This window comes from Planococcus beigongshangi (assembly GCF_016820495.1).
Taxonomy (GTDB): domain Bacteria; phylum Bacillota; class Bacilli; order Bacillales_A; family Planococcaceae; genus Planococcus; species Planococcus beigongshangi.
The window spans coordinates 191,994-216,536 of the sequence record NZ_JADHDU010000001.1; the positions used below are offsets into that span (position 1 = coordinate 191,994).

Sequence of the window (24,543 nt, forward strand, 5' to 3'; positions counted from 1 at the left end):
AAATTGACAATGAATTTCAAATTAAGCGAAGAACATGAAATGATCCGTAAAATGGTGCGCGACTTTGCAGTGAACGAAGTGGCGCCGACTGCAGAAGAACGTGACGAAGAAGAACGTTTTGACCGTGAAATTTTCGATAAGATGGCGGAACTGGGCCTTACGGGTATTCCGTGGCCGGAAGAGTACGGCGGAATCGGTTCCGATTACCTGGCATACTGCATCGCGGTTGAAGAATTGTCACGCGTCTGTGCTTCAACTGGCGTAACACTTTCTGCGCATACGTCGCTTGCGGGCTGGCCGGTATATACATTCGGGACAGAGGAGCAGAAACAGAAATACCTTCGTCCGATGGCGGAAGGCACGAAAATCGGTGCTTACGGTTTGACTGAACCGGCTTCAGGTTCTGACGCTGGCGGCATGAAAACTTCCGCTAAGGAAGACGGCGACCACTACATCCTGAACGGTTCGAAAATCTTCATCACAAACGGCGGCATCGCAGATATCTATATCGTTTTCGCAGTGACTGATCCGACTTCAAAACATAAAGGGACGACTGCGTTTATCGTAGAAAGCGGTTTCGAAGGTTTCTCGGTCGGCAAAAAAGAGCGCAAACTCGGCATTCGCTCAAGCCCTACAACTGAAATCATTTTCGATAACTGCCGCGTACCGAAAGAAAACATGCTCGGCGAACTTGGCCAAGGGTTTAAAATCGCGATGCAGACACTTGACGGCGGACGTAACGGAATCGCTGCACAGGCAGTCGGAATCGCTCAGGGCGCAATGGACGCTGCCGTCGGTTACGCGAAAGAGCGTGAGCAATTCGGCAAGCCGATCGCTGCAAACCAGGGGATTTCCTTCAAACTTGCGGATATGGCGACTTCGATCGAAGCTTCACGCCTGCTGACTTACCAGGCGGCATGGCTTGAGTCGAATAAATACTCATACAGCAAAGAATCGGCGATGGCGAAATTGATGGCCGGCGACACAGCGATGAAAGTTACTGTAGAAGCAGTCCAGGTATTCGGTGGTTACGGCTATACGAAAGACTATCCGGTTGAACGCTTCATGCGCGATGCGAAAATCACGCAAATCTATGAAGGCACACAGGAAATCCAGCGTCTGGTCATTTCCCGTATGGTCACTAAATAATCGGAGGCAGGCCAATGAATGAAAAGCGTGCAATACAGTCTTCCGTTAAAGATGAAAGCCTGATCGAAAAGCGCCGGGCGCAGATGATCCGCGGTGCTGTCACGCTTTTCAAGGAAAAGGGCTTTCACCGGACAACGACACGGGAAATCGCCAAAGCCGCCGGTTTCAGCATCGGCACTTTATATGAATACATCCGGACAAAAGAAGACGTTCTTTATCTCGTTTGTGATTCGATCTACGACGAAGTGCATTCACGCCTAGGTGCGGTCGATCTGAAAAATGGTTCAGTCGAGGTGCTTGTAACGGCGCTTGAACATTATTACGGTTTGATCGACGAAATGCAGGATGAATTCGTGGTCATGTATCAGGAGTCGAAATCATTGCCGAAGGATGCGCTGGAATATGTGCTGAAAAAGGAAATCGAAATGGTTTCCCTTTTCGAGCGCCTGTTGACGGAATGCGCCGAGCGCGGCCAATTGAATCTGACACCGAAAGAAATCGTATTGGCGTCTCATCATTTATTCGTTCAGGGCCAGATGTGGGCATTCCGCCGGTGGGCCCTGCGCGATTTCACCATAGAAGAATTCATCAGTATGCAAACGAAATTCCTTATGCAGGGGATGGCAGGGGAAAAAACCACGATAACAGGGGGCTATTAATAAATGGCTACAATCCAGGAAACAAAAGCGTATCAGCTGAAAAATCACATCCGTTTCGTGACGGCTTCGAGTCTTTTCGATGGCCATGACGCATCGATCAACATCATGCGCCGCATTCTGCAGGCAAGTGGAGTGGAAGTGATCCATCTCGGACATAACCGTTCGGTGGAAGAAGTCGTCAATGCCGCAATCCAGGAAGACGTGCAGGGAATCGCAATTTCCTCTTATCAAGGGGGCCATGTCGAATACTTCAAATATATGTATGATCTGCTGCAGGAAAAAGGCGCCGGCCATATCCGCATCTACGGCGGCGGCGGTGGTGTAATCCTGCCGCGTGAAATACAGGAACTTGAAGAATACGGCATCGCCGGCATCTTCTCTCCGGAAGACGGGCGTAAAAAGGGCCTTCAGGGCATGATCATGGAGATCGTCGAGGAATGTGATTTTTCAACGATTAAACCAGATCAGCCAATCGAAGGGTTAGCAGCGGACAACCCGGTGGCACTTGCAAATTTCATCACGGTTGCCGAAGAAGCGCATACGCGTGAAGTCGATACGGACGAATTGCTGGAAGCGGTTCGGGCCCGTTCGAAACACACCCCGGTTCTAGGCATCACTGGAACAGGCGGCGCCGGGAAAAGTTCGCTGACGGATGAATTGATCCGCCGTTTCCTCTCTGAACTGCCGGATAAGAAAATTGCGATCCTGTCGATTGACCCGACAAAACAAAAAACAGGTGGCGCCCTTCTCGGTGACCGTATCCGCATGAACGCCATTTTCAACAACCGTGTTTTCATGAGAAGCCTTGCGACACGGGGTTCGCGCTCAGAGCTTTCAGGCGCGATCGGTGACGTTTTGGATGTCGTGAAAGCGGCAGGGTTCGATCTGATCATTGTTGAAACAAGCGGCATCGGACAAGGGGATGCGGAAATCGCCAACTTCTCCGACGTATCGATGTACGTCATGACAAGTGAATTCGGTGCACCTTCACAACTTGAAAAAATCGACATGATCGATTATGCCGATTTGATTGTCATCAATAAATTCGAGCGCAAAGGTTCTGAGGACGCGCTTCGCCAAGTCCAGAAACAATTCCAGCGCAGCCATCTGTTATGGGATAAAGATTTGGATTCGATGCCGGTATTCGGTACGATCGCGAGCCAGTTCAACGATAAAGGAACGAACTCGTTATTCGCAGCTTTGGTTGCTGTCGTCAATGAAAAATGCGGCACAGACTGGACAACGGATTACGAGCAGTTCGTCAAAACACAAAAAGAGAATTTGATCATCCCGAACGAGCGCCGTTATTACCTCCGGGAATTGACGGATACCGTTCGCGGCTATCATGCGAAGGCGAATGAGCAGGCAGCCTTCGCGCGCCGTCTCTTCCAATTGGAAGGTGCGATCGATGAAGTGAAGAAAAACGCACCGGATGATGCATTGGTGAAATCACTCGAATCATTGGCCGAAGGCGTTAAAGCCGAGCTGACCAACGAATCAAAACGCATCCTTGAAAACTGGGATGCACTGAAAGAAGCCTATACAGGCGATGAATTTGTGACAACGGTGCGTGACAAGGAAATCCGTACGATTTTACGCACGGAAAGCTTATCAGGCTTGAAGATTCCGCGTGTCGCTCTTCCGAAATTCGTGGATTATGGTGAAATCCTGAGCTGGGTTTACGCTGAAAACGTACCGGGTTCATTCCCTTATACGGCTGGGGTGTTCCCGTTCAAACGTGCAGGTGAAGACCCGAAACGCCAGTTTGCAGGCGAAGGGACACCGGAACGTACAAACAGAAGATTCCATTATCTGTCAAAAGACGATGACGCGAAACGTCTGTCGACGGCATTTGATTCTGTAACGCTTTACGGCGAAGATCCAGACCACCGTCCGGATATCTACGGCAAAGTCGGCGAATCAGGGGTGTCCATCTGTACACTTGACGATATGAAGAAATTATATGACGGCTTTGACCTTTGTGCGCCGTCGACATCCGTGTCGATGACGATCAACGGCCCGGCCCCGATCATCCTGGCGATGTTCATGAACACGGCAATCGACCAGCAGGTCAAGGTGAATGAAGAGAAATTCGGCCGTCCGTTAACGATGGAGGAATTTACAGAAGTCCGTGAAAAGACGCTGCAAGTGGTGCGCGGAACGGTTCAGGCCGATATCCTGAAAGAAGATCAAGGTCAGAACACATGCATCTTCTCGACTGAATTTGCGCTTCGGATGATGGGCGATATCCAGCAGTACTTCATCGACCATAAAGTGCGCAATTATTATTCGGTGTCGATTTCCGGTTACCATATTGCGGAAGCTGGAGCGAACCCGATTTCACAGCTTGCGTTCACATTATCGAATGGTTTCACGTACGTGGAGTATTATTTGAGCCGCGGCATGAATATCGATGACTTTGCACCGAACCTGTCGTTCTTCTTCTCGAACGGCCTGGATCCGGAATATACGGTGATCGGCCGTGTGGCTAGACGCATCTGGGCAATCGTCATGCGCGACAAATACGGTGCCAATGAACGCAGCCAGAAACTGAAATACCATGTTCAGACTTCAGGTCGCAGCCTTCATGCGCAGGAAATCGATTTCAATGATATCCGCACGACGCTGCAGGCATTGATGGCATTGCAGGATAACACGAACTCGCTTCACACCAACGCTTACGATGAAGCCATCACGACTCCGACGGAAGAATCCGTTCGCCGCGCAATGGCGATCCAGATGATCATCACGAAAGAGCATGGCTTGTCGAAAAACGAAAACCCGCTGCAAGGCGCATTCATTGTCGAGGAACTGACGCAGCTGGTGGAAGAAGCGGTAATGCAGGAATTCGACCGCATCAACGACCGCGGCGGCGTTCTTGGCGCGATGGAAACGCAATATCAGCGCGGTAAGATCCAGGAAGAATCGATGCATTACGAAATGCTGAAACATACAGGCGAATTGCCGATCATCGGAGTCAACACTTACTTGAACCCGAATCCGCAATCGGATGAAGACATCAACTCGATGGAAATCGCCCGTGCCACAAAAGAAGAAAAAGAGACGCAAATTGCGAATCTGCGTGCTTTCCAGGAGCGCAACGATTCGGCTGAAGCACTTGAACGCTTGAAGCAGGTCGCTAAAACCGGCGGCAACATCTTCGAAGAATTGATGGAAACTGTCAAAGTGGCGAGTCTCGGCCAGATTACGACTGCCTTATACGAAGTCGGCGGGCAATATCGCCGGAATATGTAAGAGAGTGGAGTGGAAACCCGTTTGCATCCAGGTGCAGGCGGGTTTTTCATATGTCGAAATGGTGGGAATCGGGTGTTCGGGGTTTTAGTTCCTGCATTTTCTCAGGCACCCTTTCCGTATCCGCAAAGTGATTCGATATATTCAGGAAACTTCGTTATAATAGAAGGAACTAGTCAGCAGGACATAAAGGATGTTTTAAATCATGCCGAAATATTTAAATTACCTTATCGTTATTCTTTGTATCATCTTGATCGTTTTTCTGTACAATAGGGCATTGGGTTCGATTCCGTTTATCATCCTGTCATTGTACTTGTTCTATTACGGCTGGAAAGTATTGGGGAAAAGAAAAAACAAGTCACGGTAGCGGACTGCAGAGACTTTGTATATAATGAATTAAGTTAAGAGAGAAGAAGGGACGTGGACTAATTGAAATTACGTGAATTATCCAGAGAAGAACTGATCGAAGAGTCGTTTGTCGACTTAACATATGCATTATTGGAAGAAACTCATGAAACAAAAACATACCCGGAAATCGTTGAGGAAATTGAGAATTTGCTTGGACTTTCGAAAGAAGAGATGAAAGCGCGCCTTGTACAATTCTATACGGATATGAATATTGATGGACGCTTCCTGATCCTTGGCGAAAACCGCTGGGGCCTTCGCGAATGGTATCCGGTCGAGCAGATCGAAGAAGAATCGGCTCCGACTGTCAAAGCCCGCAAGAAGAAAGCTAAAGTTGCGGATGACGAGGAATTCGACGAAATGGACCTTGAGATGGAAGACGAACTCGATTTTGATGATTTCGATGAAGACGACGAAGATGAAGACGATGAGGACATCACACCGAAACTTGGTGAAGAAGTGGAAGTTCTCGACTTTGATACAGTTCCGGATGAAGACGAAGATGAAGAGGATGTCGACGTACTTGTTGAAGACATCGACGGAAACATCATTGACGAAGATGAAGACGATGAAGATGAAGAAGACGAGTTGAAGTAAGCTGAACTTTTTTTACCTTGACTTTAACCGCTGGTCCGGATAAGATTTTACTGGGCTCCTTAAAATAGGAGATTGATTCGGAACAGTTTATGCGCTCCCTCTGCACGCAGCAGGAGGGGCGCTTTTTATTTTTCCCCGGGTCATATAAGTTGGAATAAAAAAATAAAAATATACCGCTTCGTCGCTTTGGACTAAGCTCCCGCAATAAGCCGAGAAAACCACTCGTCTTATTGCTCCGCTCCGTCCTGGCGCGCTCCTTCGCTGGAGTCGACTTCTGGATATAAGAGAAAATAAGTGGACTCTTGAAAAAGTATCTAGCTGTAAAACACTCGGGCGAATACCCGAGTGAGCGAGCTCTATCACAATCGCATTTTATAAACCGATCCTCTCTGCAGTGAACTTCCTGAAGATATGGAGTAGAACAGCGAAGACTCCTGCGGCTTAGCGACGCGACCGATACACCGCAGGGAGCGAAGCGGACGAGGAGGATTGGGCGGGAGCCAAGACATTGTCCGAAGCTTGCGAGGGCAAGTCTTTGCGACGAAGCAGCGCAGCGATGCAGGAGCACGGGTTTTGGAAAGCGAAGCAGTTATGCGGAATATCGATTATTTAAAATTATTAATTCAGCTTATAAAGCTAAGTAAACCATCTTCTTTCAAAATCGAGGAGGAAACAAACATGACAAAGTATATTTTCGTAACCGGCGGCGTAGTATCGTCGCTTGGCAAAGGAATCGTAGCCGCTTCGCTGGGGCGTTTATTGAAAAACAGAGGGTTGAACGTAACGATCCAGAAATTCGATCCGTATATCAATATCGATCCGGGCACAATGAGCCCCTATCAGCACGGGGAAGTCTACGTGACGGACGACGGCGCGGAAGCCGACCTGGATCTTGGCCACTACGAGCGTTTTATCGACATCAACCTCAACCAGTATTCGAACGTGACGACAGGGAAAGTCTACTCGACCGTCATCCAGAAAGAGCGCCGAGGTGATTATCTTGGCGGAACGGTCCAAGTGATTCCGCATATCACGAATGAAATCAAAGACCGTCTCCTGCGTGCTGCGAAAACGGCGAAAGCTGACGTTGTCATCACGGAAATCGGCGGGACAGTCGGGGATATCGAATCCCTTCCGTTCCTGGAAGCGATCCGCCAGATGAAATCGGATCTTGGACGCGAGCAGGTCATGTATGTCCACTGTACGCTGATTCCGTTCCTGGGGGCTGCAAAGGAAATGAAGACGAAACCGACCCAGCACAGTGTCAAGGAATTACGCAGCCTGGGTATCCAGCCTAACCTGATCGTTGTCCGTACGGAGCATCCGGTGCCGCAGGATATGAAAGACAAAATTGCGTTGTTCTGCGATATCAAAGCGGAGGAAGTAATCGAATCACGCGATGTCGATGTGATTTATGAAATCCCTCTCCGCCTGAAAGAGCAAAACATGGACCAGATCGTTCTGGATCATTTCGGCATCGAAGCGCCGGAAGCGGAAATGGGCGAATGGTCAGAGCTTGTTGAAAAAGTGAAATCCTTGAAGAAGACGGTCCGCATCGGACTGGTCGGAAAATATGTCGAGCTGCAGGATGCTTATATTTCTGTAGTGGAAGCAATGAAGCATGCCGGTTTCGCTTTCGATGCTGAAATCGAAGTGGACTGGATCAACGCCGAACACATCACCGCTGAAAATGCGGCTGAACTGCTGAAAGACTCTGACGGAATCCTTGTTCCTGGCGGATTCGGCGACCGCGGTATTGAAGGCAAGATCGCTGCGATCAAATATGCGCGTGAAAACAAAGTGCCGTTCTTCGGTATCTGCCTCGGCATGCAGCTGGCTTCTGTTGAATTCGGCCGCAGCATCCTCGGCATGGATGACGCCAACTCTTCCGAATTGAATCCGAAAACACCGTATCCGGTCATCGATCTGTTGCCGGAGCAAAAAGATGTTGAAGACCTCGGAGGCACGCTTCGCCTTGGACTTCAGCCTGCCAAATTGCAGGAAGGGTCGAAAGCACATGAAGCTTACGGCGAAACATTGGTTTACGAACGCCACCGTCACCGTTATGAGTTCAATAACGAATACCGCGAGCAGTTTAAAGCAGCCGGCTTTAAATTCTCGGGCACAAGCCCGGATGGCCGCCTTGTCGAAATCATCGAGCTTGCCGATCACCCATGGTTCGTGGCGAGCCAGTTCCACCCGGAATTCATCTCACGCCCGAATCGCCCGCAACCATTGTTCCGTGAATTCATCAAAGCTTCTTTGGATAAGAAACAAGTGTAAGACAAAACAAAAGCCTTTCCGAAATATGTTTTCGGAAAGGCTTTTGTTTATTCTGCCAGCATCTCTTTGATCATCAACTGAATGCTGTGATAGACATACAGCGCCGCCATTGCATGAGGCACGATGGGACGGCCGCCGGTTTCACTTGTCCTGATGCCTTTGTCGATGCCGAGCGACAGGAAGACTTCGGGCAGGTCACTGTTATAGGATTCTGCACACAGCATGGCAAATGGGATGGCAGCATCCGACAGTCTGCCTGCCAGTTCATCCCCTTCGTCTTTTTTTGCTAGAATAAAGACACGGTCTGTGCTTGTCACCAGGCTGTCGGGTTTCCAGGCCCTTGCAGCAGCGAGAGGTTCGGCCCCGTCGATTGCTGCGGCCAAGACGGCTTTCATTTCACCGAAGGCTGCAATGTGAATTATGCCTTCGCTGACAGCTGCCTGGGCAAGGAGACGCGCGATATCTTCAACTGTTTCCTCATGTCCTTCGATGTGCTGGAAGAGACCGGTCAATTGTGTGGACAGCATTTTCAAATCTATCACCTCATGCAGAATTATAACAGATGAAAAAAGTCGGAAAGCAGGATCAGGAGGGAATCTAATGAAAAAGATTATGATTGTGGACGATCAGCTGGGTATCCGGATGCTTTTGGAAGAGGTTTTCTCAACGGAAGGATTCACGACGCTTTCTGCGGGCACCGGTCAGGAAGCGCTCGATATTTTCAAGAATGAACGGCCGGAGCTCGTCCTGCTGGATATGAAAATTCCGGGAATGGATGGCATTGAAATCCTGAAGCGAATGAAACGGGAATGCAAAGGCGCCCAGGTCGTGATGATGACGGCTTACGGAGAACTGGATTTGATCGAAGAAGCGAAGAACTGGGGAGCTGTCTGCCATTTCACAAAACCGTTCGACGTCTTCGAGTTGCGCGAGACTGTAAAGAATTTGTTAGACGACTGATACACTGGGAAGTGGCGTAGTGATACAGTTTTTGTTATGATGGGATAGGTATTTGCTTTATTCGACAGCTGAGGAGGAAATTTGGCATGGCATTAGTTTCAATGAAAGAAATGATGATAAAAGGTAAAGAAGAAGGATATGCGATCGGTCAGTTCAACCTGAACAACCTGGAATTCACACAGGCGATCCTGCAGGCGGCACAAGAGGAGAATTCTCCGGTCATTTGTGGTGTTTCTGAAGGAGCAGCCCGATATATGGGTGGATTTACAACGGTTGTGAATATGGTCAAAGGGCTGATCCATGATTATAAAATTACTGTGCCAGTGGCAATCCACCTGGATCACGGTTCAAGCTTCGAAAAGTGCAAGGAAGCGATTGATGCCGGTTTTACCTCAGTTATGATTGACGCATCACACCATCCTTTTGAAGAAAACATAGAAATTACAAAACAAGTCGTGGAATATGCACATAAACATAACGTTTCGGTTGAAGCGGAACTTGGCACTGTCGGCGGACAGGAAGATGACATCATCGCGGATGGCGTCATTTATGCGGATCCTCAGGAATGCAAACAGCTGGTTGAAGAAACTGGAATTGATTGCTTGGCGCCTGCTCTAGGTTCTGTCCATGGACCTTACAAAGGTGAACCGAATCTTGGCTTCAAGGAAATGGAAGAAATTTCACAGCTATGTGACGTGCCGCTTGTTCTTCACGGTGGTACAGGGATTCCAGTGAAAGATATTCAACGTTCTGTATCGCTTGGGACTGCGAAGATCAACGTCAACACGGAAAACCAGATTGCGTCTGCAAAAGCGGTCCGTGAAGTATTGGACAATGACAAAATCGTTTATGATCCGCGCAAGTACATGGGTCCTGCCCGTGAAGCGATCAAAGCGACTGTCATTGGAAAAATGCGCGAATTCGGAAGTTCGGGCAAAGCGTAATAGATTGAATTAAAATAGATGGAAGAGAGAAGAAGCGACCAAATCATCGCCTTCTCTTTTTTCCGTACTACAGGAGGAAAATTGATTATGAAATTTTTTATTGATACAGCGAATTTTGAAGAGATTAAAGAAGCGCATTCATGGGGCATCCTTTCAGGTGTTACGACTAACCCGTCATTGGTTGCGAAAGAGAAGAACGTATCTTTCCACGATCGTTTGAAGGAAATCGCGGCTCTTGTCGACGGTTCGATCAGCGGGGAAGTTATCGCACTTGATGCAGAAGGCATGATCAAGGAAGGCCGCGAACTGGCTGACCTGGCACCGAATATCACAGTTAAATTGCCGATGACGCCGGACGGCTTGAAAGCTTGCTCGGTTCTTGCAGCAGAAGGCAAGAAAGTCAACGTGACATTGATCTTCAGTGCGAATCAGGCATTGCTGGCAGCACGCGCAGGCGCAGCTTACGTATCCCCATTCCTTGGACGCCTTGATGATATCGGCCATAACGGCATGGATCTGATTGCGACGATCGCTGAGATATTCGCAATCCACGACATCGATTCTGAAATCATCGCTGCATCGATCCGCCACCCGCAGCACGTTACTGAAGCGGCGCTTAATGGTGCACACATCGGTACTATGCCGATTAAAGTTATGGAACAGATGTTCAAGCATCCGTTGACAGATAAAGGGATCGAAGCATTTTTGGCTGACTGGGAAAAACGGACTGAAGGATAAAGGAGAATTATGATGGACGTTTATAAAATTACAGGAGGCAAACGCCTTTCCGGTACGATAAAAGTCAATGGAGCAAAAAACAGCGCCGTAGCTCTGATTCCAGCTTCGATCCTAGCGAATTCACCTGTTCAGATTGAAGGCTTGCCCGGTATTTCTGACGTGTGGACGCTGAAGAGCATCTTAGAGGAAATCGGTGGCGAGGTCAGTTTTGAAAATGGCACGATGACCATCGATCCGACAAAAATGATCGATATGCCGTTGCCGAACGGCAATGTGAAAAAATTGCGGGCTTCCTATTATATGATGGGGGCGATGCTTGGCCGTTTCAAACACGCGGCTATCGGTTTGCCGGGCGGCTGTTTCCTTGGGCCGCGCCCGATCGATCAGCACATCAAAGGCTTTGAAGCGCTTGGCGCCAAAGTGACGAATGAGCATGGTGCCATTTATCTGCGGGCTGATGAACTGCGCGGCGCGAAAATTTATCTGGACGTCGTTTCAGTAGGCGCTACGATCAACATCATGCTGGCAGCCGTTTTGGCGAAAGGCCAGACGACGATTGAAAATGCTGCGAAAGAACCGGAAATCATTGATGTCGCAACTTTATTGACAAATATGGGTGCGAAGATCAAAGGTGCCGGAACGAATGTCATCCGCATCGATGGGGTGGAGGAGCTGCATGGCACTAACCATACGATTATCCCTGACCGCATCGAAGCGGGAACTTTCATGATCCTGGCCGCAGCTGCGGGAGATGGCATTACGATCGATAACGTGATTCCTTTCCATATGGAAGCTTTAACTGCCAAATTACGTGAAATGGGTGTTGAAGTACAGGAAGGCGAAGAATCGATCTATATTCCGAAACCTGAGAAATTGCAGGCGATAGACGTCAAAACCCTGGTATACCCTGGTTTTGCGACAGACCTTCAGCAACCATTTTCAGTGCTGATGACGCAGGCGGAAGGTTCGTCGATGATAACGGATACCATCTATTCGGCCCGTTTCAAACACATTGATGAACTTCGCCGCATGAATGCGAGCGGCAGAGTCGAAGGCCGGGCAGCGGTCATCACCGGTCCGACTCCTTTGACTTCAGCCACTGTGGTCGCTTCCGATCTTCGGGCAGGTGCAGCGTTAGTGATTGCCGGACTTCTTGCTGAAGGTGAGACGGAAATTCGTGAAATCTACCATATCGAACGCGGTTATGCTGAAATCATTGAGAAATTGCGCGGCCTGGGGGCAGACATCCGGAGAGAGACGATCGATCCGGTGACAAGTGTGAAGTCTGACCTTAGTACAGACGCTAATTAACTCGGATTTGGCTTTACAATATATGTTATAATTTGATGGATATATAGTGAGCTGAACGGGAGGAACAGATGATATGGAACGCAGTTTATCAATGGAATTAGTGCGTGTAACTGAAGCGGCAGCAATCGCTTCCGCAAGATGGATGGGCCGCGGCCTGAAAATTGAAGCGGATGATGCGGCCACTTCGGCTATGAGAACCGTATTTGATACGATCCCGATGAGGGGCGTCGTCGTAATCGGCGAAGGTGAAATGGACGAAGCGCCGATGCTTTACATCGGAGAAGAGCTTGGTACAGGCAATGGTCCGGAAGTGGACGTTGCAGTTGACCCGCTGGAAGGAACGAATATTGTAGCGGCGGGAAGCTGGAATGCGCTGGCGGTTTTAGCCATTGCTGACCGGGGGAATCTTTTGAATGCACCGGATATGTATATGGATAAAATTGCGGTCGGCCCTGAAGCTGTAGGGAAAATTGATATCAATGCACCGGTCATCGATAACCTTCGTGCTGTGGCGAAAGCCAAGAACAAGGATATCGAAGAAGTGGTCGCTACGGTTTTGAACCGTGAACGGCATGCCGGGGTCATCCAGCAGATCCGCGATGCCGGAGCCCGCATCAAACTCATCAACGACGGGGATGTTGCCGGAGCCATCAATACGGCTTTTGATCAAACAGGTGTGGATATCCTGTTCGGCATCGGTGGAGCACCTGAAGGGGTTATTGCGGCTGTAGGCCTGAAATGCCTGGGCGGAGAACTCCAAGGCAAGCTGATCCCACAGAACGATGAAGAGAAACAGCGCTGCATCGATATGGGGATCGACATCGATAAAGTTCTGATGATGGATGATCTTGTCAAAGGCGACGACGCAATTTTTGCGGCTACCGGTGTAACTGATGGTGAGTTGCTGCGCGGCGTTCAATTGAAAGGCGGCTTTGCAGAAAGCCATACCTTGGTCATGCGCGCGAAATCAGGGACGGTCCGCTTTGTAGAAGGGCGCCACAGTCTGAAGAAAAAACCGAATCTCGTTATGAATGATTGATCAATGAACTTCAACTTGAGTCCGGCTGACTGCCGGGCTCCTTCTTTACAATCTTCCAATCCATAACCCCAAAACCCAAACAAAAAATTAGAATAAGAGTGGTGTCCTCATACATGTCAATGATTACAATTTCCGCTTTGGAAAACATGACCCTGAAAGAACTTTATAATTTAGCAAAAGAGTACAAACTGGTTAACTACAGCAAGCTCTCAAAAAAAGAATTGATTTTCGCGATCTTAAAAACCCGGGCTGAACAGGAAGGCTTCTTCTTTATGGAAGGGGTTCTTGAAATCATCCAATCCGAAGGTTTCGGATTCCTGCGCCCGATCAACTATTCACCAAGCTCACAGGATATTTATATTTCTGCATCCCAGATCCGCCGCTTTGATCTGCGGAACGGAGATAAAGTTTCAGGGAAAGTTCGTCCGCCAAAAGAAAATGAACGCTATTTCGGGCTTCTTCAGGTAGAAGCGGTAAATGGCGAAGATCCGGAAGTCGCAAAAGAACGCGTTCATTTCCCAGGTCTGACACCACTGTACCCTGACCGTCATATCCGTCTCGAAACAACGCATCATCATTTGTCTACACGCATCATGGATCTGGTGTCGCCAGTCGGTTTTGGCCAGCGCGGCTTGATCGTGGCACCGCCGAAAGCCGGCAAAACGATGCTGCTGAAAGAAATCGCCAACTCCATTACAACCAATCATCCTGAAGCCGAATTGATTGTACTGTTGATCGACGAGCGTCCGGAAGAGGTGACAGATATCGAACGTTCAGTGAATGCGGACGTCGTCTCTTCGACATTCGATGAGATTCCTGAAAACCATGTCAAAGTGGCTGAACTGGTGCTGGAACGTGCGATGCGCCTTGTCGAACATAAACGTGACGTCATCATTCTCATGGACTCGATAACGAGATTGGCTCGTGCATACAACCTGGTGATTCCACCGAGCGGCCGTACCTTGTCGGGCGGGATCGACCCTGCAGCTTTCCACCGGCCAAAACGTTTCTTCGGTGCTGCGCGCAACATTGAAGAAGGCGGCAGCCTGACGATTCTGGCGACTGCGCTTGTGGAAACAGGCTCCCGTATGGATGAAGTCATTTATGAAGAATTTAAAGGGACCGGTAATATGGAGCTGCATCTAGATCGCTCCTTGGCCGAGCGCCGCATTTTCCCGGCACTTGATATTCGCAGATCCGGGACGCGGAAGGAAGAATTGTTGATCGGAAAAGAAGAACTTGATAAACTGTGGAAAATCCGCAAAACGTTTTCGGATTCACATGATTTCGGAGAACGTTTCCTGAAGAAATTAAATCAGACGGAAACAAACGAAGAGTTTTTCGAGCAATTATCCACAGAAATGAAAGCACACCGGACATCCAAGAAGATGATTTAATTTCTTGCAATCATGACCGAAACTTGTTATTATAGTATCAATGAGTCAAAAGCAAAGCTATTGCATATACGGCCTAAAGAGCCGTGTAAGGCAATAGTAAAATAGATTAAACTCTGTTCCGGATGGTTCAGGGCGAGAGGAGAAAAACACAATGAAAACAGGAATTCACCCAGAATACAAACAGGCAACAGTAACATGCTCTTGCGGTAACTCTTTCACTACAGGTTCTGTAAAAGAAGATATCACAGTTGAGCTTTGCTCGGAATGTCATCCATTCTACACTGGCCGCCAAAAATTCGCAGCTGCTGACGGCCGCGTTGACCGTTTCAACAAAAAATACGGTCTTAAAGAAGAAATCAACAACGAAGAAAAATAAAAACGAAAAGCGAAAGCGCCCGTTAAGCTCTGACAGGCATAAGATGGATCAGCGAAGTGGCCTTGGCCGTGCAGCTGAGCTGGCTTATGACCCGAAGAGCTGGGCCGCTTGAGTCTGGACACTTCAGAAAAAATACCTGCCTTGCGCGAAAACGCCGGGCAGGATTTTTTTTTGCTTTTTATCACAAAAATGCCTACATAATCTTAAAAAAATAGAGTAAACGACGCTGGATTTAGGTATTATTAAGAATAACCAAGCGTTTGAAAGGGGTCCCTACAATGTATGTAATGAAACAGACAGGCTGGGTGGAAGTGATCTGCGGAAGCATGTTTTCCGGTAAATCGGAGGAATTGATCCGCCGTGTCCGCCGCTCGCAATTCGCCAAACAGAAAATCGCCGTCTTCAAACCGAAAATTGATGACCGCTACAGTAAAGAAGCGGTCGTATCACATAATGGCACAACAGTTATCGCATTGCCGATCACCCATTCAGAAGAAATGTGGGAGCATATCACTGACGAATTTGATGTGATTGCCATCGACGAAGCACAATTTTTTGACGAAGGCATCGTTGAAAACGTTCAAAAGCTCGCGAACCACGGTTACCGGGTGATTGTAGCCGGTCTCGACCAGGATTTCAGGGGTGCGCCATTCGGACCGATGCCGGCATTGCTCGCAATTGCCGAACAAGTAACAAAACTGCAGGCAGTCTGCACGGTCTGCGGTTCACCGGCGAGCCGGACACAGCGCCTGATTGACGGAAAACCTGCCGGGTCGGATGATCCCATCATCCTGGTCGGTGCCTCAGAAGCATATGAGCCAAGATGCCGCCATCATCATGAAGTGCCGGCAGGCGTAACCGTTTCTAAATAGAAGCCTATCTGCTTTTTGGTGTCACAGTGACAGCTGCAAATGGTTTCGCTGCTCCTGCATCGCTGCGCTGCTTCGTCGCAAAGGAGTTGCCCCAAAATCCCTTTTGGGACAACTCCTTGGCTGACGCTGGGACCCGAAAAAGTGAAGCCAAAAGAGAAAGTGACACTGTACTTTTACGCTAAGGGCAGAAAGTATATAATATAGAAAGAACTTAAAATCGCAACAGGAAAAAGAGGTGACGGCGATGTTTGATCGTTTGCAGTCTGTAGAAGATCGATACGACCGTTTGAATGAATTATTGAGTGATCCCGATATTGTCAGCGATACAAATAAGCTGCGCGAATATTCGAAAGAGCAATCCGATCTGCAGGAAACAGTGGAAGCCTATCGTGAATATAAAGAAATACAGTCGCAATTGGCTGACGCTAAAGCGATGTTCGATGACAAAATGGACGCCGATATGCGTGAAATGGTCAAAGAGGAAGTAAATGAATTGGAAGATAAAGTGGAGGAGATTGAAGCGCGTCTCCATATTTTATTGATCCCGAAAGATCCGAATGACGATAAGAACGTCATCATGGAAATCCGCGGAGCAGCGGGCGGAGATGAGGCTGCGCTGTTTGCTGGTGATCTTTACCGCATGTACAGCCGTTTTGCGGAATCGAAAGGCTGGAAAGTGTCGATTATGGATTCTTCTCCGACAGGTCTTGGCGGTTTCAAGGAAATCGTCTTCATGGTTTCCGGAAAAGGCGCTTATTCCAAATTGAAATTCGAAAACGGCGCTCACCGCGTGCAGCGTGTCCCGGAAACGGAATCAGGTGGACGGATCCATACGTCGACAGCAACGGTGGCTTGTCTGCCGGAAGTTGAAGAAGTGGAAGTCGAAATCCATGATAATGACATCCGTGTAGACACATATGCGTCATCAGGCGCCGGCGGACAATCGGTCAATACGACGATGTCAGCGGTCCGGTTAACGCATATTCCGACAAATACGGTCGTAACGTGTCAGGATGAAAAATCACAGATCAAGAACAAGGCGAGTGCCATGAAAGTCCTTCGTGCACGCGTCTACGATAAATTCCAGCAGGAAGCACAAGCGGAGTATGATGCTGTCCGTAAATCAGCAGTCGGAACGGGTGACCGTTCTGAACGTATCCGCACATATAATTATCCACAGAACCGGGTGACGGACCACCGTATCGGATTGACGATCCAGAAATTGGATCAGATTCTTCAAGGGAAAATGGATGAAGTGATTGACGCATTGATCGTGGAAGAGCAGTCTGCAAGAATGGAAAGCCTCAACAATGCATAAGAAAGAACAAATTTTTGAGGCCCTTAACTGGGCTTCTTCTTATTTATCGGAGAATGCGCGGGAAGAGGCGGCGGCAAGGATCCTTCTGCAGCATGTGCTTGGCGTCAGCCATGCGGGATTACTGGCTTCTCTGCGGGATGAGCTTGGTGAACTGGATAGTGAACAATTCTGGAACCTTGTCAGGCAGTTTGCAAAAGGCACGCCTGTTCAGCATCTGACCGGCTATGAAATGTTTTATGGCAGGGAATTTTCCGTTAATCCGGATGTGCTTATTCCCCGTCCTGAAACGGAAGAATTGGTGGAAGAAACACTTGCAGCCATCCGCGTCAATATCAGGGTCCCATCGCCGAAAATCGCTGATATCGGGACAGGCAGCGGGATCATCGCGATTACGATGAAAAAGGAATTGCCGTCTTCGGAAGTCACTGCGACTGATATTTCCCCGGAAGCCCTGGCTGTGGCCCGGCAGAATGCAGCGGCCCTGGAAGCGGACATCAATTTCAAACTGGGTGACTTGCTTGATCCGCTGAAAGGCCGGAAATGGGATGTCATCCTGTCGAATCCACCTTATATCGCTCATTCAGAGGCAGATGGGATGGCAGATACGGTTAAGGACTACGAACCGCATTCCGCTTTATTTGCTGAAGAAAATGGCTTGGCCCTGTATCATAAGATGATGGAAGGCATTCCTGATCTGCTGAATAAACCCGGTATTGTCGGAGTGGAAATCGGACATCTGCAGGGAGAAGCCGTAAAAACGATGATGAAAAAAGCTTTTCCACAGGCTGAAATTTATGTAAAGAAAGATATCAACAAAAATGACCGGATGGTTTTCTGCATCAACAGGTGATTTGTGCACAAAATGGGTATAAGTTTGACAGACTTACCCACATTTGTGGACAATCAGAGGGGAACCTAAGGAAATAGGAGTTGCTGAGATGAACACGGAAGTAATTCTTGTGGACAAGAATGTGAATAAAGAAGAAACTTATACACAAGCTGTGGATATCATTCGCGGCGGCGGAGTAGTGGCGTTTCCGACTGAAACTGTCTATGGGTTGGGGGCAGACGCTACGAACGGTGAAGCCGTCAGTAAAATATTCGAAGCTAAAGGGCGGCCATCAGATAATCCATTGATCGTACATGTGGATTCGAAAGAAGCGGCTGTCCAATGTGCCGACTCTGTTTCGGACAAGGCATTGCAGCTGATGGATGCGTTTTGGCCAGGGGCGTTGACATTGATCCTGAAATCCAGACCCGACTTGTTTGCACCCAATGTCACTGCTGACCTGGATACGGTAGGGATACGTGTGCCGAACCATCCGGTGGCGCTGAATTTACTGAAACGTGTGCAATTGCCGATTGCAGCGCCAAGCGCCAATACGAGCGGGAAGCCGAGCCCGACACTCGGGGAGCATGTTTATCATGACATGGAAGACAAGATTCCACTGATACTTGATGGAGGGGCGACAAAAATCGGCATCGAATCGACAGTCATCGATATGACAGCCGAACCTCCAGTCATCCTGCGTCCGGGAAATGTGACGAAAGAGCAGATTGAAGGCGTCATCGGGACTGTCAGATTATCTGCTGAAATCCATGGCAATGCACCGAAGTCTCCGGGCATGAAATATACGCATTACGCGCCGGATGCACCGGTTTATCTGATTGAAGATGACAACAAATTAATCACCATGGCTATCGGGCATTTACAGGGCAAAGGCAAAAAAGTGGCGGTATTGAGCCCGACAGAATATCCGGAGGCCGATTACCATTTTCCTCTGAGTGCAGAAACTTTATACAGCAGCCTCCGCAAATGTGATATGACCGATGCCGATTTGATCCTGGCGGGCGTTCCGGCTGACCGGGACGACAATGATTTCATGATGAACCGTCTGGAAAAAGCGGCAGACCATAAATGGTTCAGCTGAATGAATGATGGAAAGCGGGTGACAGGATGAAAATCGTATTTGTTTGCACGGGAAATACTTGCAGAAGCCCTATGGCCGAAGCGATTCTTGCGTCAAAAAAACTTAAGGGCATCGAAGTTCGTTCTGCTGGAGTTTTCGCAGGCAGCGCACCGATTTCCGTGAATGCCGGAGCAGTTCTTGAAAATCAGGGGATTGAATTCGATCATACTTCGCGGCCGTTGATGACGGAAGACCTCGAATGGGCGGATATCATCTTAACGATGACTTTGTCGCATAAGCAATTGATACTTCAGCAGCATCCGGGCGCTTCGGACAGATTATTTACATTGAAGGAATATGTTTCAGGTGCAGCCGAAGATGTCAGCGATCCATACGGGGGTTCCTATTCCATATACGAAAAAACATATGAAGAATTGCGCGGATTGATCGACAGGCTGGAGCAGAAATTGCTGATGGCCAAATAAATCCGAAAGTCAGCCACCGGCATTTATGCGGGTGGTTTTATTTTTCTACTATTATTAAGCAGAGCTAAATATTAAACAGAAGGCGATATTCCGCAAAACAGCTGCGCTTTCCAAAACACGTGCTCCTGTCTCTGTCCCCAGTGAATGAAGGTTCTCTTTATAGGCTTTTACACATAAAGGTGTTAAAATGAAAACAAAGTGCAAGAGCTCCAAAGCTTTTGTGCTGACAGAAAAGGAAAGAGGGTTAATTATGAAAATCGCTATTTCTTCAGATCATGGCGGCAACAATCTCCGCAAGGAAATCGTCAATCTTTTAAACGAGATGGGGATGGAATATAAAGATTTTGGCCCGCATACAGACGATTCAGTGGATTATCCGGATTACGCCACTCCGGTTGCAGAAGCAGTGGTGAACGGAGAAGCGGATCGCGGGATCCTGATCTGCGGCACCGGCATCGGCATGTCGATCGCAGCCAATAAAGTCAAAGGGATCCGTTGTGCCCTTGTACATGACGTTTTCAGTGCAAAAGCGACGAGAGGCCATAATGACTCGAATGTCCTCGCTATGGGTGAACGCGTTGTAGGTCCCGGGCTTGCGCGTGAAATTGCCAGAACATGGCTGACTGAGGAATTTGAAGGCGGCCGCCACGATAAACGCATTCAGAAAATCACAAACTTAGAAAAATAAGGGGTGGTGGACATGCAAACTTTATGGCAATTGCAGCTGGAAGAAACTTTGGGTGAACTGGAACAGGATATCATTTTCAGAAAAGGCCAGGTCTTTGTAGTCGGCTGCTCCACTTCGGAAGTCATCGGAAAGAAAATCGGCAGCGGAGGCGGAATGGACATTGCCGAAAGTTTGTATGAACCGCTTCAGAAATTTGCAGAACGCCATAAGCTTTTTTTAGCATTCCAAGGTTGTGAACATATCAATCGCGCGCTGACCGTCGAACGGCACGCCGCTGAGAAATATGGGTGGGAGCCGGTATCTGTCATACCGGTGGCAAAAGCCGGCGGTTCGATGAGTGCTTATGCATACAGCCGGATGAATGATCCGGTAGTCGTCGAAGAAATCCAGGCGCACGCTGGTATTGATATCGGACAGACGATGATCGGCATGCATTTAAAAAGAGTGGCCGTTCCGGTACGCACATCTGTTAAACTGATAGGAGATGCGATTGTTACTACCGCAACCACCCGCCCTAAATTGATCGGCGGCGAACGTGCCAGTTACAGTCGTGAGTATGTTCAATTACAGGAGGGAAATCTAGATGGAATTGATTAAAGCGCAAGATCAGGCAGTATGGGAAGCGATGAATGCGGAAAAAAACCGCCAGGAAGCGAATATCGAACTGATTGCATCAGAAAACTTTGTCTCGCAGGCTGTTATGGATGCACAGGGATCGGTATTGACCAATAAATATGCGGAAGGCTACCCGGACAAACGTTATTACGGCGGCTGTGAATATGTGGATATAGTGGAAAACATTGCAAGAGATCGCCTGAAAGAAATCTTCGGAGCGGATCATGCAAACGTCCAGCCGCATTCAGGTTCACAGGCTAATATGGCCGTGTATACTGCTGTTCTTGAAAAAGGCGATACGATTCTGGGGATGAACCTCAACCACGGCGGCCACTTGACCCACGGCAGCAAAGTGAATTTCAGCGGCATGCAATACAATTTCGTGGAATACGGTGTAGATGAAGAAACACACTTGATCGACTATGAAAAAGTACGTGAAGCGGCACTTGAACATAAGCCTAAAATGATTGTAGCTGGAGCAAGCGCTTACTCGCGCAAAATCGATTTTGCGAAATTCCGTGAAATCGCTGATGAAGTGGGTGCCTATCTTTTCGTGGATATGGCGCATATCGCCGGCCTCGTAGCTGCCGGTGCCCATCCAAACCCGGTGCCGCATGCTCATTTCGTCACTTCCACCACTCATAAAACCCTTCGCGGTCCACGCGGCGGACTGATTCTCTGCAAAGCGGAATTCGCTAAGAAAATTGATAAAACAATTTTTCCGGGAATCCAGGGCGGGCCGCTTATGCATGTGATCGCTTCCAAAGCAGTAGCTTTCGGTGAAGCACAGCAGCCCGAGTTCAAGGAATACATTGAACAGGTTGTCAAGAATGCCAAAGCTCTGGCTGAAGGCTTGATGGCAGAAGGCGTCGATATCGTTTCAAAAGGAACCGATAATCATCTGATGCTGATCGATACGCGTTCACTCAATCTGACAGGCAAAGTGGCTGAAAAAGTCTTGGATGAAGTCGGAATTACAACGAATAAAAATACGATTCCGTTTGATCCGGAAAGCCCATTTGTCACATCAGGGATCCGCCTGGGGACACCGGCCGTTACGTCACGCGGCTTCAAAGAGCCTGAGATGAAGGAAATCGCTTCGATTATCGCAATGCTTCTGAAAAATCCTGAAGATGAAAAAGCGAAGAAGGAAGCGGCAGATCGCACTGCTAAATTGACTGCCAGTTTCCCGCTATACAAATAAGATGGATGCAGCAGCTGTCAAATAAGGCAGTTGGCTGCATTTTTTCTCAATTCACTACGAAAGCAGGGGTTCCTGATGCCAAACAATAAAATAGAAAAGGAAAAATATATAATTATTGATTGGCTCAGTCGCCTCGGTGTCGAATTTCAGACAGGATTTGTCGTTGTCAATTCGGAACAGGAAGATCAGCCGATTCTATATGCGAATAATGCATTTTATGAAATGACCGGTTATTCCGAAGAGGAAGTGCTCGGAAAAAATGGCCGATTTTTACATGGTGAAAAAACAGACAAAATAGTGAGTGAAAAAATCCGGGAAAGTTCGATTTCGGATAAGGCAGGGACTTTTGAAATCGTCAATTATCAAAAAGACGAAAAACCGTTCTGGAATGAAATTACGGTTCAGCCGATCAGCGTAGAAGGCGGCAAGCACCGGTACACACTCATGTTGATGAAAAACATTGATGACCGGAAACGGGAAGAGGCTTTGATCCAGCTTCAGCAGGAAGCATATACCGGTATCGAAAAAGGTTATATGCTCAATTCGCTGCTGGAGAATGTCTGCAGGATCATCGAATCGTTCTTCAAAGATGGCACCACATGCACGATCCTGTTCATCGATGAAAAAAACAGGTTCCGGGACGTGGCAGGGAAATCCATGCCTAAAAAATTCCGTAACCACATTAACGGCCAGGAAGCAAGACCGAACTCGGGATCTTGCGGAGCAGCTTTCCACAGCGGCCAATCGGTGATCGCTGAAAATATGCTGGAGGATGACTTATGGACAGAATACCGCGATTTGGTCATCGAGCATGGTTTCAAATCAAGCTGGTCTGTTCCGTTTCTGGATAAAGACGGAAATGCCATCGGCACACTGGGCATTTATTTCCCTTCTATTACAAAGCCTGAGGAGAAGGATTATAATTTCCTGGAAAGAATTGCACCCACTATTTCATTGACTGTAAAGTATTCCCGTCAACAGGAGGAAATGCTGAAACTTGCCTATATGGACCGGGCGACAGGACTTCGCAACCGCAATTACTTCATGATCGAACTGGCTTCACTGCTTGAAGAGAACAAGGAAGGCATGATCGCTTTCTTGTCGGTGGATGAATACTTTAAAGTGGTGGATCAATATGGCCACCGTGCAGGAGATCAATTGATCCAGGAAATCGGCAAACGTTTCAGTATGGCGACTTCTTCACGGGAAGCATTGATCGCCCGTTTTTCCGATTCTACATTAGCGCTGGTCAGCCTGATGCCGCTGGATCAAATTCCGGATTACCTGGAAGAGCTGTCGAAATTATTGACCGAACCGATCACAGTCAGAGATATGGAATTGTTCCTGTCGCTGAAAACCGGGGTTTCCATCATTACTGCGATGCAGCAGGATGTGGAAGAGTTGATCCGCCATGCAGACAGTGCCTTATCGAAAGCGAAATTGCTGGCAGGGGATTCGATCTGTTATTACGAGAACGAACATGATGAATACATGATGCGCAATCTCCGTATCGCGAACGAGTTGTCAGCAGCGCTGAGACGTGATGAAATCAAAGTTCATCTGCAGCCGAAAGTGGATATGCAGACGGGGAAGATCCTGAGCTTTGAAGCGCTCGCCCGTTGGAATTCCCCGGAACTCGGCAATATAGCACCCGATGTTTTCATTCCGGCGGCAGAAAAGAACGGCAAGATCCGGATGCTGGAACAAAATGTCCTGAATCGGGTGCTGGAATGGCTGCAAAAGCGGAAGCAGCAAGACCAGGAACTGATGCAGGTGGCCATCAATATTTCAGCGGATCATTTCTTCCATCATTCATTTGTTCCGAACCTCGTGGATATGACAGAGAGATACGGCATCGACCGCAGACTGATCCAACTTGAAATTACGGAGCGCATCGGGTTTGTAGATATCGAGGCAGCCCGTAAGATCTTTAAACAATTGACGAATTATGGATTTACAAGTTCAGTGGACGACTTTGGGACCGGCTACTCTTCTTTAAGCTATTTGCAGAAGCTGCCGGTCAGCGAAGTGAAGATCGACCGTTCGTTCATCTCCAAAATGCATGAGCGGGATACGCTGGCAATTGTCCGTACCATCATTCAACTGGCGGAAAACCTGGGGCTCACATCTGTCGCTGAAGGCGTAGAAACGGAAGAGCAGAAGGAGCAATTGCTGAAGCTCGGCTGCCGCATCGGCCAAGGGTATTATTTCTATCGCCCGATGCCGATGGATGATGCAAATATTCTATAGGATAAAATTGGTTTCGCTGATGCGAAGCCTTTTTTTATTGGCTTGAATCGTGAAATTTCGCAACGGGACAAAACTGTCGGCCTGCCGAACA

The 24,543-nt window shown here is 48.3% G+C and carries 23 protein-coding genes; 22 read left to right on the top strand and 1 reads right to left on the bottom strand.

The window, feature by feature from the left end:
• The first annotated feature begins 9 nt into the window (after window positions 1-9).
• The 6 genes from IQ294_RS00970 (at window position 10) to pyrG (ending at window position 8,345) form a co-directional block, all read left to right on the top strand.
• Window positions 10-1,149, top strand: coding sequence for an acyl-CoA dehydrogenase (locus IQ294_RS00970; RefSeq protein ID WP_203332148.1), 1,140 nt, complete (start codon window positions 10-12; stop codon window positions 1,147-1,149).
• Window positions 1,150-1,163: 14 nt separating this feature from the next.
• Complete coding sequence (locus IQ294_RS00975; RefSeq protein WP_203332149.1) at window positions 1,164-1,808, top strand: TetR/AcrR family transcriptional regulator; 645 nt, start codon at window positions 1,164-1,166, stop codon at window positions 1,806-1,808.
• A 3-nt stretch (window positions 1,809-1,811) separates the two neighbouring features.
• Entirely contained in the window at window positions 1,812-5,063 is a 3,252-nt protein-coding gene (icmF, locus tag IQ294_RS00980; protein WP_203332150.1) for a fused isobutyryl-CoA mutase/GTPase IcmF, read from the top strand.
• Window positions 5,064-5,265: 202 nt separating this feature from the next.
• Entirely contained in the window at window positions 5,266-5,427 is a 162-nt protein-coding gene (locus tag IQ294_RS00985) for a hypothetical protein (RefSeq protein ID WP_203332151.1), read from the top strand.
• A 62-nt stretch (window positions 5,428-5,489) separates the two neighbouring features.
• Window positions 5,490-6,062 carry a DNA-directed RNA polymerase subunit delta gene (rpoE, locus tag IQ294_RS00990; protein WP_203332152.1) on the top strand — a complete coding sequence of 191 codons (573 nt, stop codon included), beginning with the start codon at window positions 5,490-5,492 and terminating at the stop codon, window positions 6,060-6,062.
• 678 nt (window positions 6,063-6,740) lie between these two features.
• Window positions 6,741-8,345 carry a CTP synthase gene (gene pyrG / locus IQ294_RS00995; RefSeq protein ID WP_203332153.1) on the top strand — a complete coding sequence of 535 codons (1,605 nt, stop codon included), beginning with the start codon at window positions 6,741-6,743 and terminating at the stop codon, window positions 8,343-8,345.
• Window positions 8,346-8,392: 47 nt separating this feature from the next.
• Here the strand turns inward: pyrG and IQ294_RS01000 are convergent, their stop codons facing one another.
• Window positions 8,393-8,872: a DUF2529 family protein gene (locus IQ294_RS01000; protein ID WP_238942610.1), complete on the bottom strand. Its 480-nt coding sequence runs from the start codon at window positions 8,870-8,872 to the stop codon at window positions 8,393-8,395.
• Window positions 8,873-8,945: 73 nt separating this feature from the next.
• Here IQ294_RS01000 and IQ294_RS01005 point away from each other — a divergent pair, with 73 nt between their 5' ends.
• The 16 genes from IQ294_RS01005 (at window position 8,946) to IQ294_RS01080 (ending at window position 24,452) form a co-directional block, all read left to right on the top strand.
• Entirely contained in the window at window positions 8,946-9,305 is a 360-nt protein-coding gene (locus IQ294_RS01005; RefSeq protein WP_203332155.1) for a response regulator, read from the top strand.
• Between the two features lie 86 nt (window positions 9,306-9,391).
• Window positions 9,392-10,249 carry a class II fructose-bisphosphate aldolase gene (locus tag IQ294_RS01010; RefSeq protein WP_203332156.1) on the top strand — a complete coding sequence of 286 codons (858 nt, stop codon included), beginning with the start codon at window positions 9,392-9,394 and terminating at the stop codon, window positions 10,247-10,249.
• Between the two features lie 87 nt (window positions 10,250-10,336).
• Window positions 10,337-10,987, top strand: coding sequence for a fructose-6-phosphate aldolase (gene fsa / locus IQ294_RS01015; RefSeq protein ID WP_203332157.1), 651 nt, complete (start codon window positions 10,337-10,339; stop codon window positions 10,985-10,987).
• A gap of 12 nt (window positions 10,988-10,999) precedes the next feature.
• On the top strand, window positions 11,000-12,298 hold the full coding sequence (gene murA / locus IQ294_RS01020) for a UDP-N-acetylglucosamine 1-carboxyvinyltransferase (protein WP_203332158.1): 1,299 nt from the start codon (window positions 11,000-11,002) through the stop codon (window positions 12,296-12,298).
• Between the two features lie 73 nt (window positions 12,299-12,371).
• On the top strand, window positions 12,372-13,337 hold the full coding sequence (glpX, locus tag IQ294_RS01025; RefSeq protein WP_203332159.1) for a class II fructose-bisphosphatase: 966 nt from the start codon (window positions 12,372-12,374) through the stop codon (window positions 13,335-13,337).
• A gap of 113 nt (window positions 13,338-13,450) precedes the next feature.
• A complete protein-coding gene (rho, locus tag IQ294_RS01030) occupies window positions 13,451-14,734 on the top strand; it encodes a transcription termination factor Rho (RefSeq protein WP_203332160.1) in 1,284 nt (427 codons plus the stop codon).
• Between the two features lie 151 nt (window positions 14,735-14,885).
• Complete coding sequence (gene rpmE, locus IQ294_RS01035; RefSeq protein WP_203332161.1) at window positions 14,886-15,110, top strand: 50S ribosomal protein L31; 225 nt, start codon at window positions 14,886-14,888, stop codon at window positions 15,108-15,110.
• 278 nt (window positions 15,111-15,388) lie between these two features.
• The gene (locus IQ294_RS01040; RefSeq protein ID WP_203332162.1) at window positions 15,389-15,982 is read left to right on the top strand and encodes a thymidine kinase; all 594 of its coding nucleotides are present in this window, start codon (window positions 15,389-15,391) and stop codon (window positions 15,980-15,982) included.
• A 244-nt stretch (window positions 15,983-16,226) separates the two neighbouring features.
• Entirely contained in the window at window positions 16,227-17,300 is a 1,074-nt protein-coding gene (gene prfA / locus IQ294_RS01045) for a peptide chain release factor 1 (protein ID WP_203332163.1), read from the top strand.
• Window positions 17,293-18,150, top strand: coding sequence for a peptide chain release factor N(5)-glutamine methyltransferase (gene prmC, locus IQ294_RS01050; protein WP_203332164.1), 858 nt, complete (start codon window positions 17,293-17,295; stop codon window positions 18,148-18,150). Before prfA ends, prmC begins: the two co-directional genes overlap by 8 nt.
• An 88-nt stretch (window positions 18,151-18,238) precedes the next feature.
• Window positions 18,239-19,231: an L-threonylcarbamoyladenylate synthase gene (locus IQ294_RS01055; RefSeq protein WP_203332165.1), complete on the top strand. Its 993-nt coding sequence runs from the start codon at window positions 18,239-18,241 to the stop codon at window positions 19,229-19,231.
• A gap of 26 nt (window positions 19,232-19,257) precedes the next feature.
• Window positions 19,258-19,695: a low molecular weight protein arginine phosphatase gene (locus IQ294_RS01060; protein WP_203332166.1), complete on the top strand. Its 438-nt coding sequence runs from the start codon at window positions 19,258-19,260 to the stop codon at window positions 19,693-19,695.
• Between the two features lie 250 nt (window positions 19,696-19,945).
• A complete protein-coding gene (gene rpiB, locus IQ294_RS01065; protein ID WP_203332167.1) occupies window positions 19,946-20,383 on the top strand; it encodes a ribose 5-phosphate isomerase B in 438 nt (145 codons plus the stop codon).
• A gap of 12 nt (window positions 20,384-20,395) precedes the next feature.
• Window positions 20,396-20,980, top strand: a complete 585-nt coding sequence (locus IQ294_RS01070) for a TIGR01440 family protein (RefSeq protein ID WP_203332168.1) — start codon at window positions 20,396-20,398, stop codon at window positions 20,978-20,980.
• A complete protein-coding gene (gene glyA, locus IQ294_RS01075) occupies window positions 20,967-22,202 on the top strand; it encodes a serine hydroxymethyltransferase (RefSeq protein ID WP_203332169.1) in 1,236 nt (411 codons plus the stop codon). The genes IQ294_RS01070 and glyA overlap by 14 nt, the downstream gene beginning before the upstream one ends.
• A 75-nt stretch (window positions 22,203-22,277) precedes the next feature.
• Window positions 22,278-24,452: a bifunctional diguanylate cyclase/phosphodiesterase gene (locus IQ294_RS01080; protein WP_203332170.1), complete on the top strand. Its 2,175-nt coding sequence runs from the start codon at window positions 22,278-22,280 to the stop codon at window positions 24,450-24,452.
• Window positions 24,453-24,543 lie beyond the last annotated feature (91 nt).

Excerpts from the sequence above, each read along its gene's own strand:
- prfA (WP_203332163.1), top strand. The coding sequence starts at position 16,227 with ATGTTTGATCGTTTGCAGTCTGTAGAAGATCGATACGACCGTTTGAAT.
- IQ294_RS00970 (WP_203332148.1), top strand. The coding sequence starts at position 10 with ATGAATTTCAAATTAAGCGAAGAACATGAAATGATCCGTAAAATGGTG.
- rpiB (WP_203332167.1), top strand. The coding sequence starts at position 19,946 with ATGAAAATCGCTATTTCTTCAGATCATGGCGGCAACAATCTCCGCAAG.
- IQ294_RS01055 (WP_203332165.1), top strand. The coding sequence starts at position 18,239 with ATGAACACGGAAGTAATTCTTGTGGACAAGAATGTGAATAAAGAAGAA.
- IQ294_RS01040 (WP_203332162.1), top strand. The coding sequence starts at position 15,389 with ATGTATGTAATGAAACAGACAGGCTGGGTGGAAGTGATCTGCGGAAGC.
- rpmE (WP_203332161.1), top strand. The coding sequence starts at position 14,886 with ATGAAAACAGGAATTCACCCAGAATACAAACAGGCAACAGTAACATGC.
- rho (WP_203332160.1), top strand. The coding sequence starts at position 13,451 with ATGTCAATGATTACAATTTCCGCTTTGGAAAACATGACCCTGAAAGAA.
- glyA (WP_203332169.1), top strand. The coding sequence starts at position 20,967 with ATGGAATTGATTAAAGCGCAAGATCAGGCAGTATGGGAAGCGATGAAT.
- IQ294_RS01000 (WP_238942610.1), bottom strand. The coding sequence starts at position 8,872 with ATGCTGTCCACACAATTGACCGGTCTCTTCCAGCACATCGAAGGACAT.
- icmF (WP_203332150.1), top strand. The coding sequence starts at position 1,812 with ATGGCTACAATCCAGGAAACAAAAGCGTATCAGCTGAAAAATCACATC.
- fsa (WP_203332157.1), top strand. The coding sequence starts at position 10,337 with ATGAAATTTTTTATTGATACAGCGAATTTTGAAGAGATTAAAGAAGCG.
- IQ294_RS01080 (WP_203332170.1), top strand. The coding sequence starts at position 22,278 with ATGCCAAACAATAAAATAGAAAAGGAAAAATATATAATTATTGATTGG.
- IQ294_RS00975 (WP_203332149.1), top strand. The coding sequence starts at position 1,164 with ATGAATGAAAAGCGTGCAATACAGTCTTCCGTTAAAGATGAAAGCCTG.
- IQ294_RS01005 (WP_203332155.1), top strand. The coding sequence starts at position 8,946 with ATGAAAAAGATTATGATTGTGGACGATCAGCTGGGTATCCGGATGCTT.
- prmC (WP_203332164.1), top strand. The coding sequence starts at position 17,293 with ATGCATAAGAAAGAACAAATTTTTGAGGCCCTTAACTGGGCTTCTTCT.
- murA (WP_203332158.1), top strand. The coding sequence starts at position 11,000 with ATGGACGTTTATAAAATTACAGGAGGCAAACGCCTTTCCGGTACGATA.
- pyrG (WP_203332153.1), top strand. The coding sequence starts at position 6,741 with ATGACAAAGTATATTTTCGTAACCGGCGGCGTAGTATCGTCGCTTGGC.
- IQ294_RS00985 (WP_203332151.1), top strand. The coding sequence starts at position 5,266 with ATGCCGAAATATTTAAATTACCTTATCGTTATTCTTTGTATCATCTTG.
- IQ294_RS01010 (WP_203332156.1), top strand. The coding sequence starts at position 9,392 with ATGGCATTAGTTTCAATGAAAGAAATGATGATAAAAGGTAAAGAAGAA.
- IQ294_RS01070 (WP_203332168.1), top strand. The coding sequence starts at position 20,396 with ATGCAAACTTTATGGCAATTGCAGCTGGAAGAAACTTTGGGTGAACTG.
- glpX (WP_203332159.1), top strand. The coding sequence starts at position 12,372 with ATGGAACGCAGTTTATCAATGGAATTAGTGCGTGTAACTGAAGCGGCA.
- IQ294_RS01060 (WP_203332166.1), top strand. The coding sequence starts at position 19,258 with ATGAAAATCGTATTTGTTTGCACGGGAAATACTTGCAGAAGCCCTATG.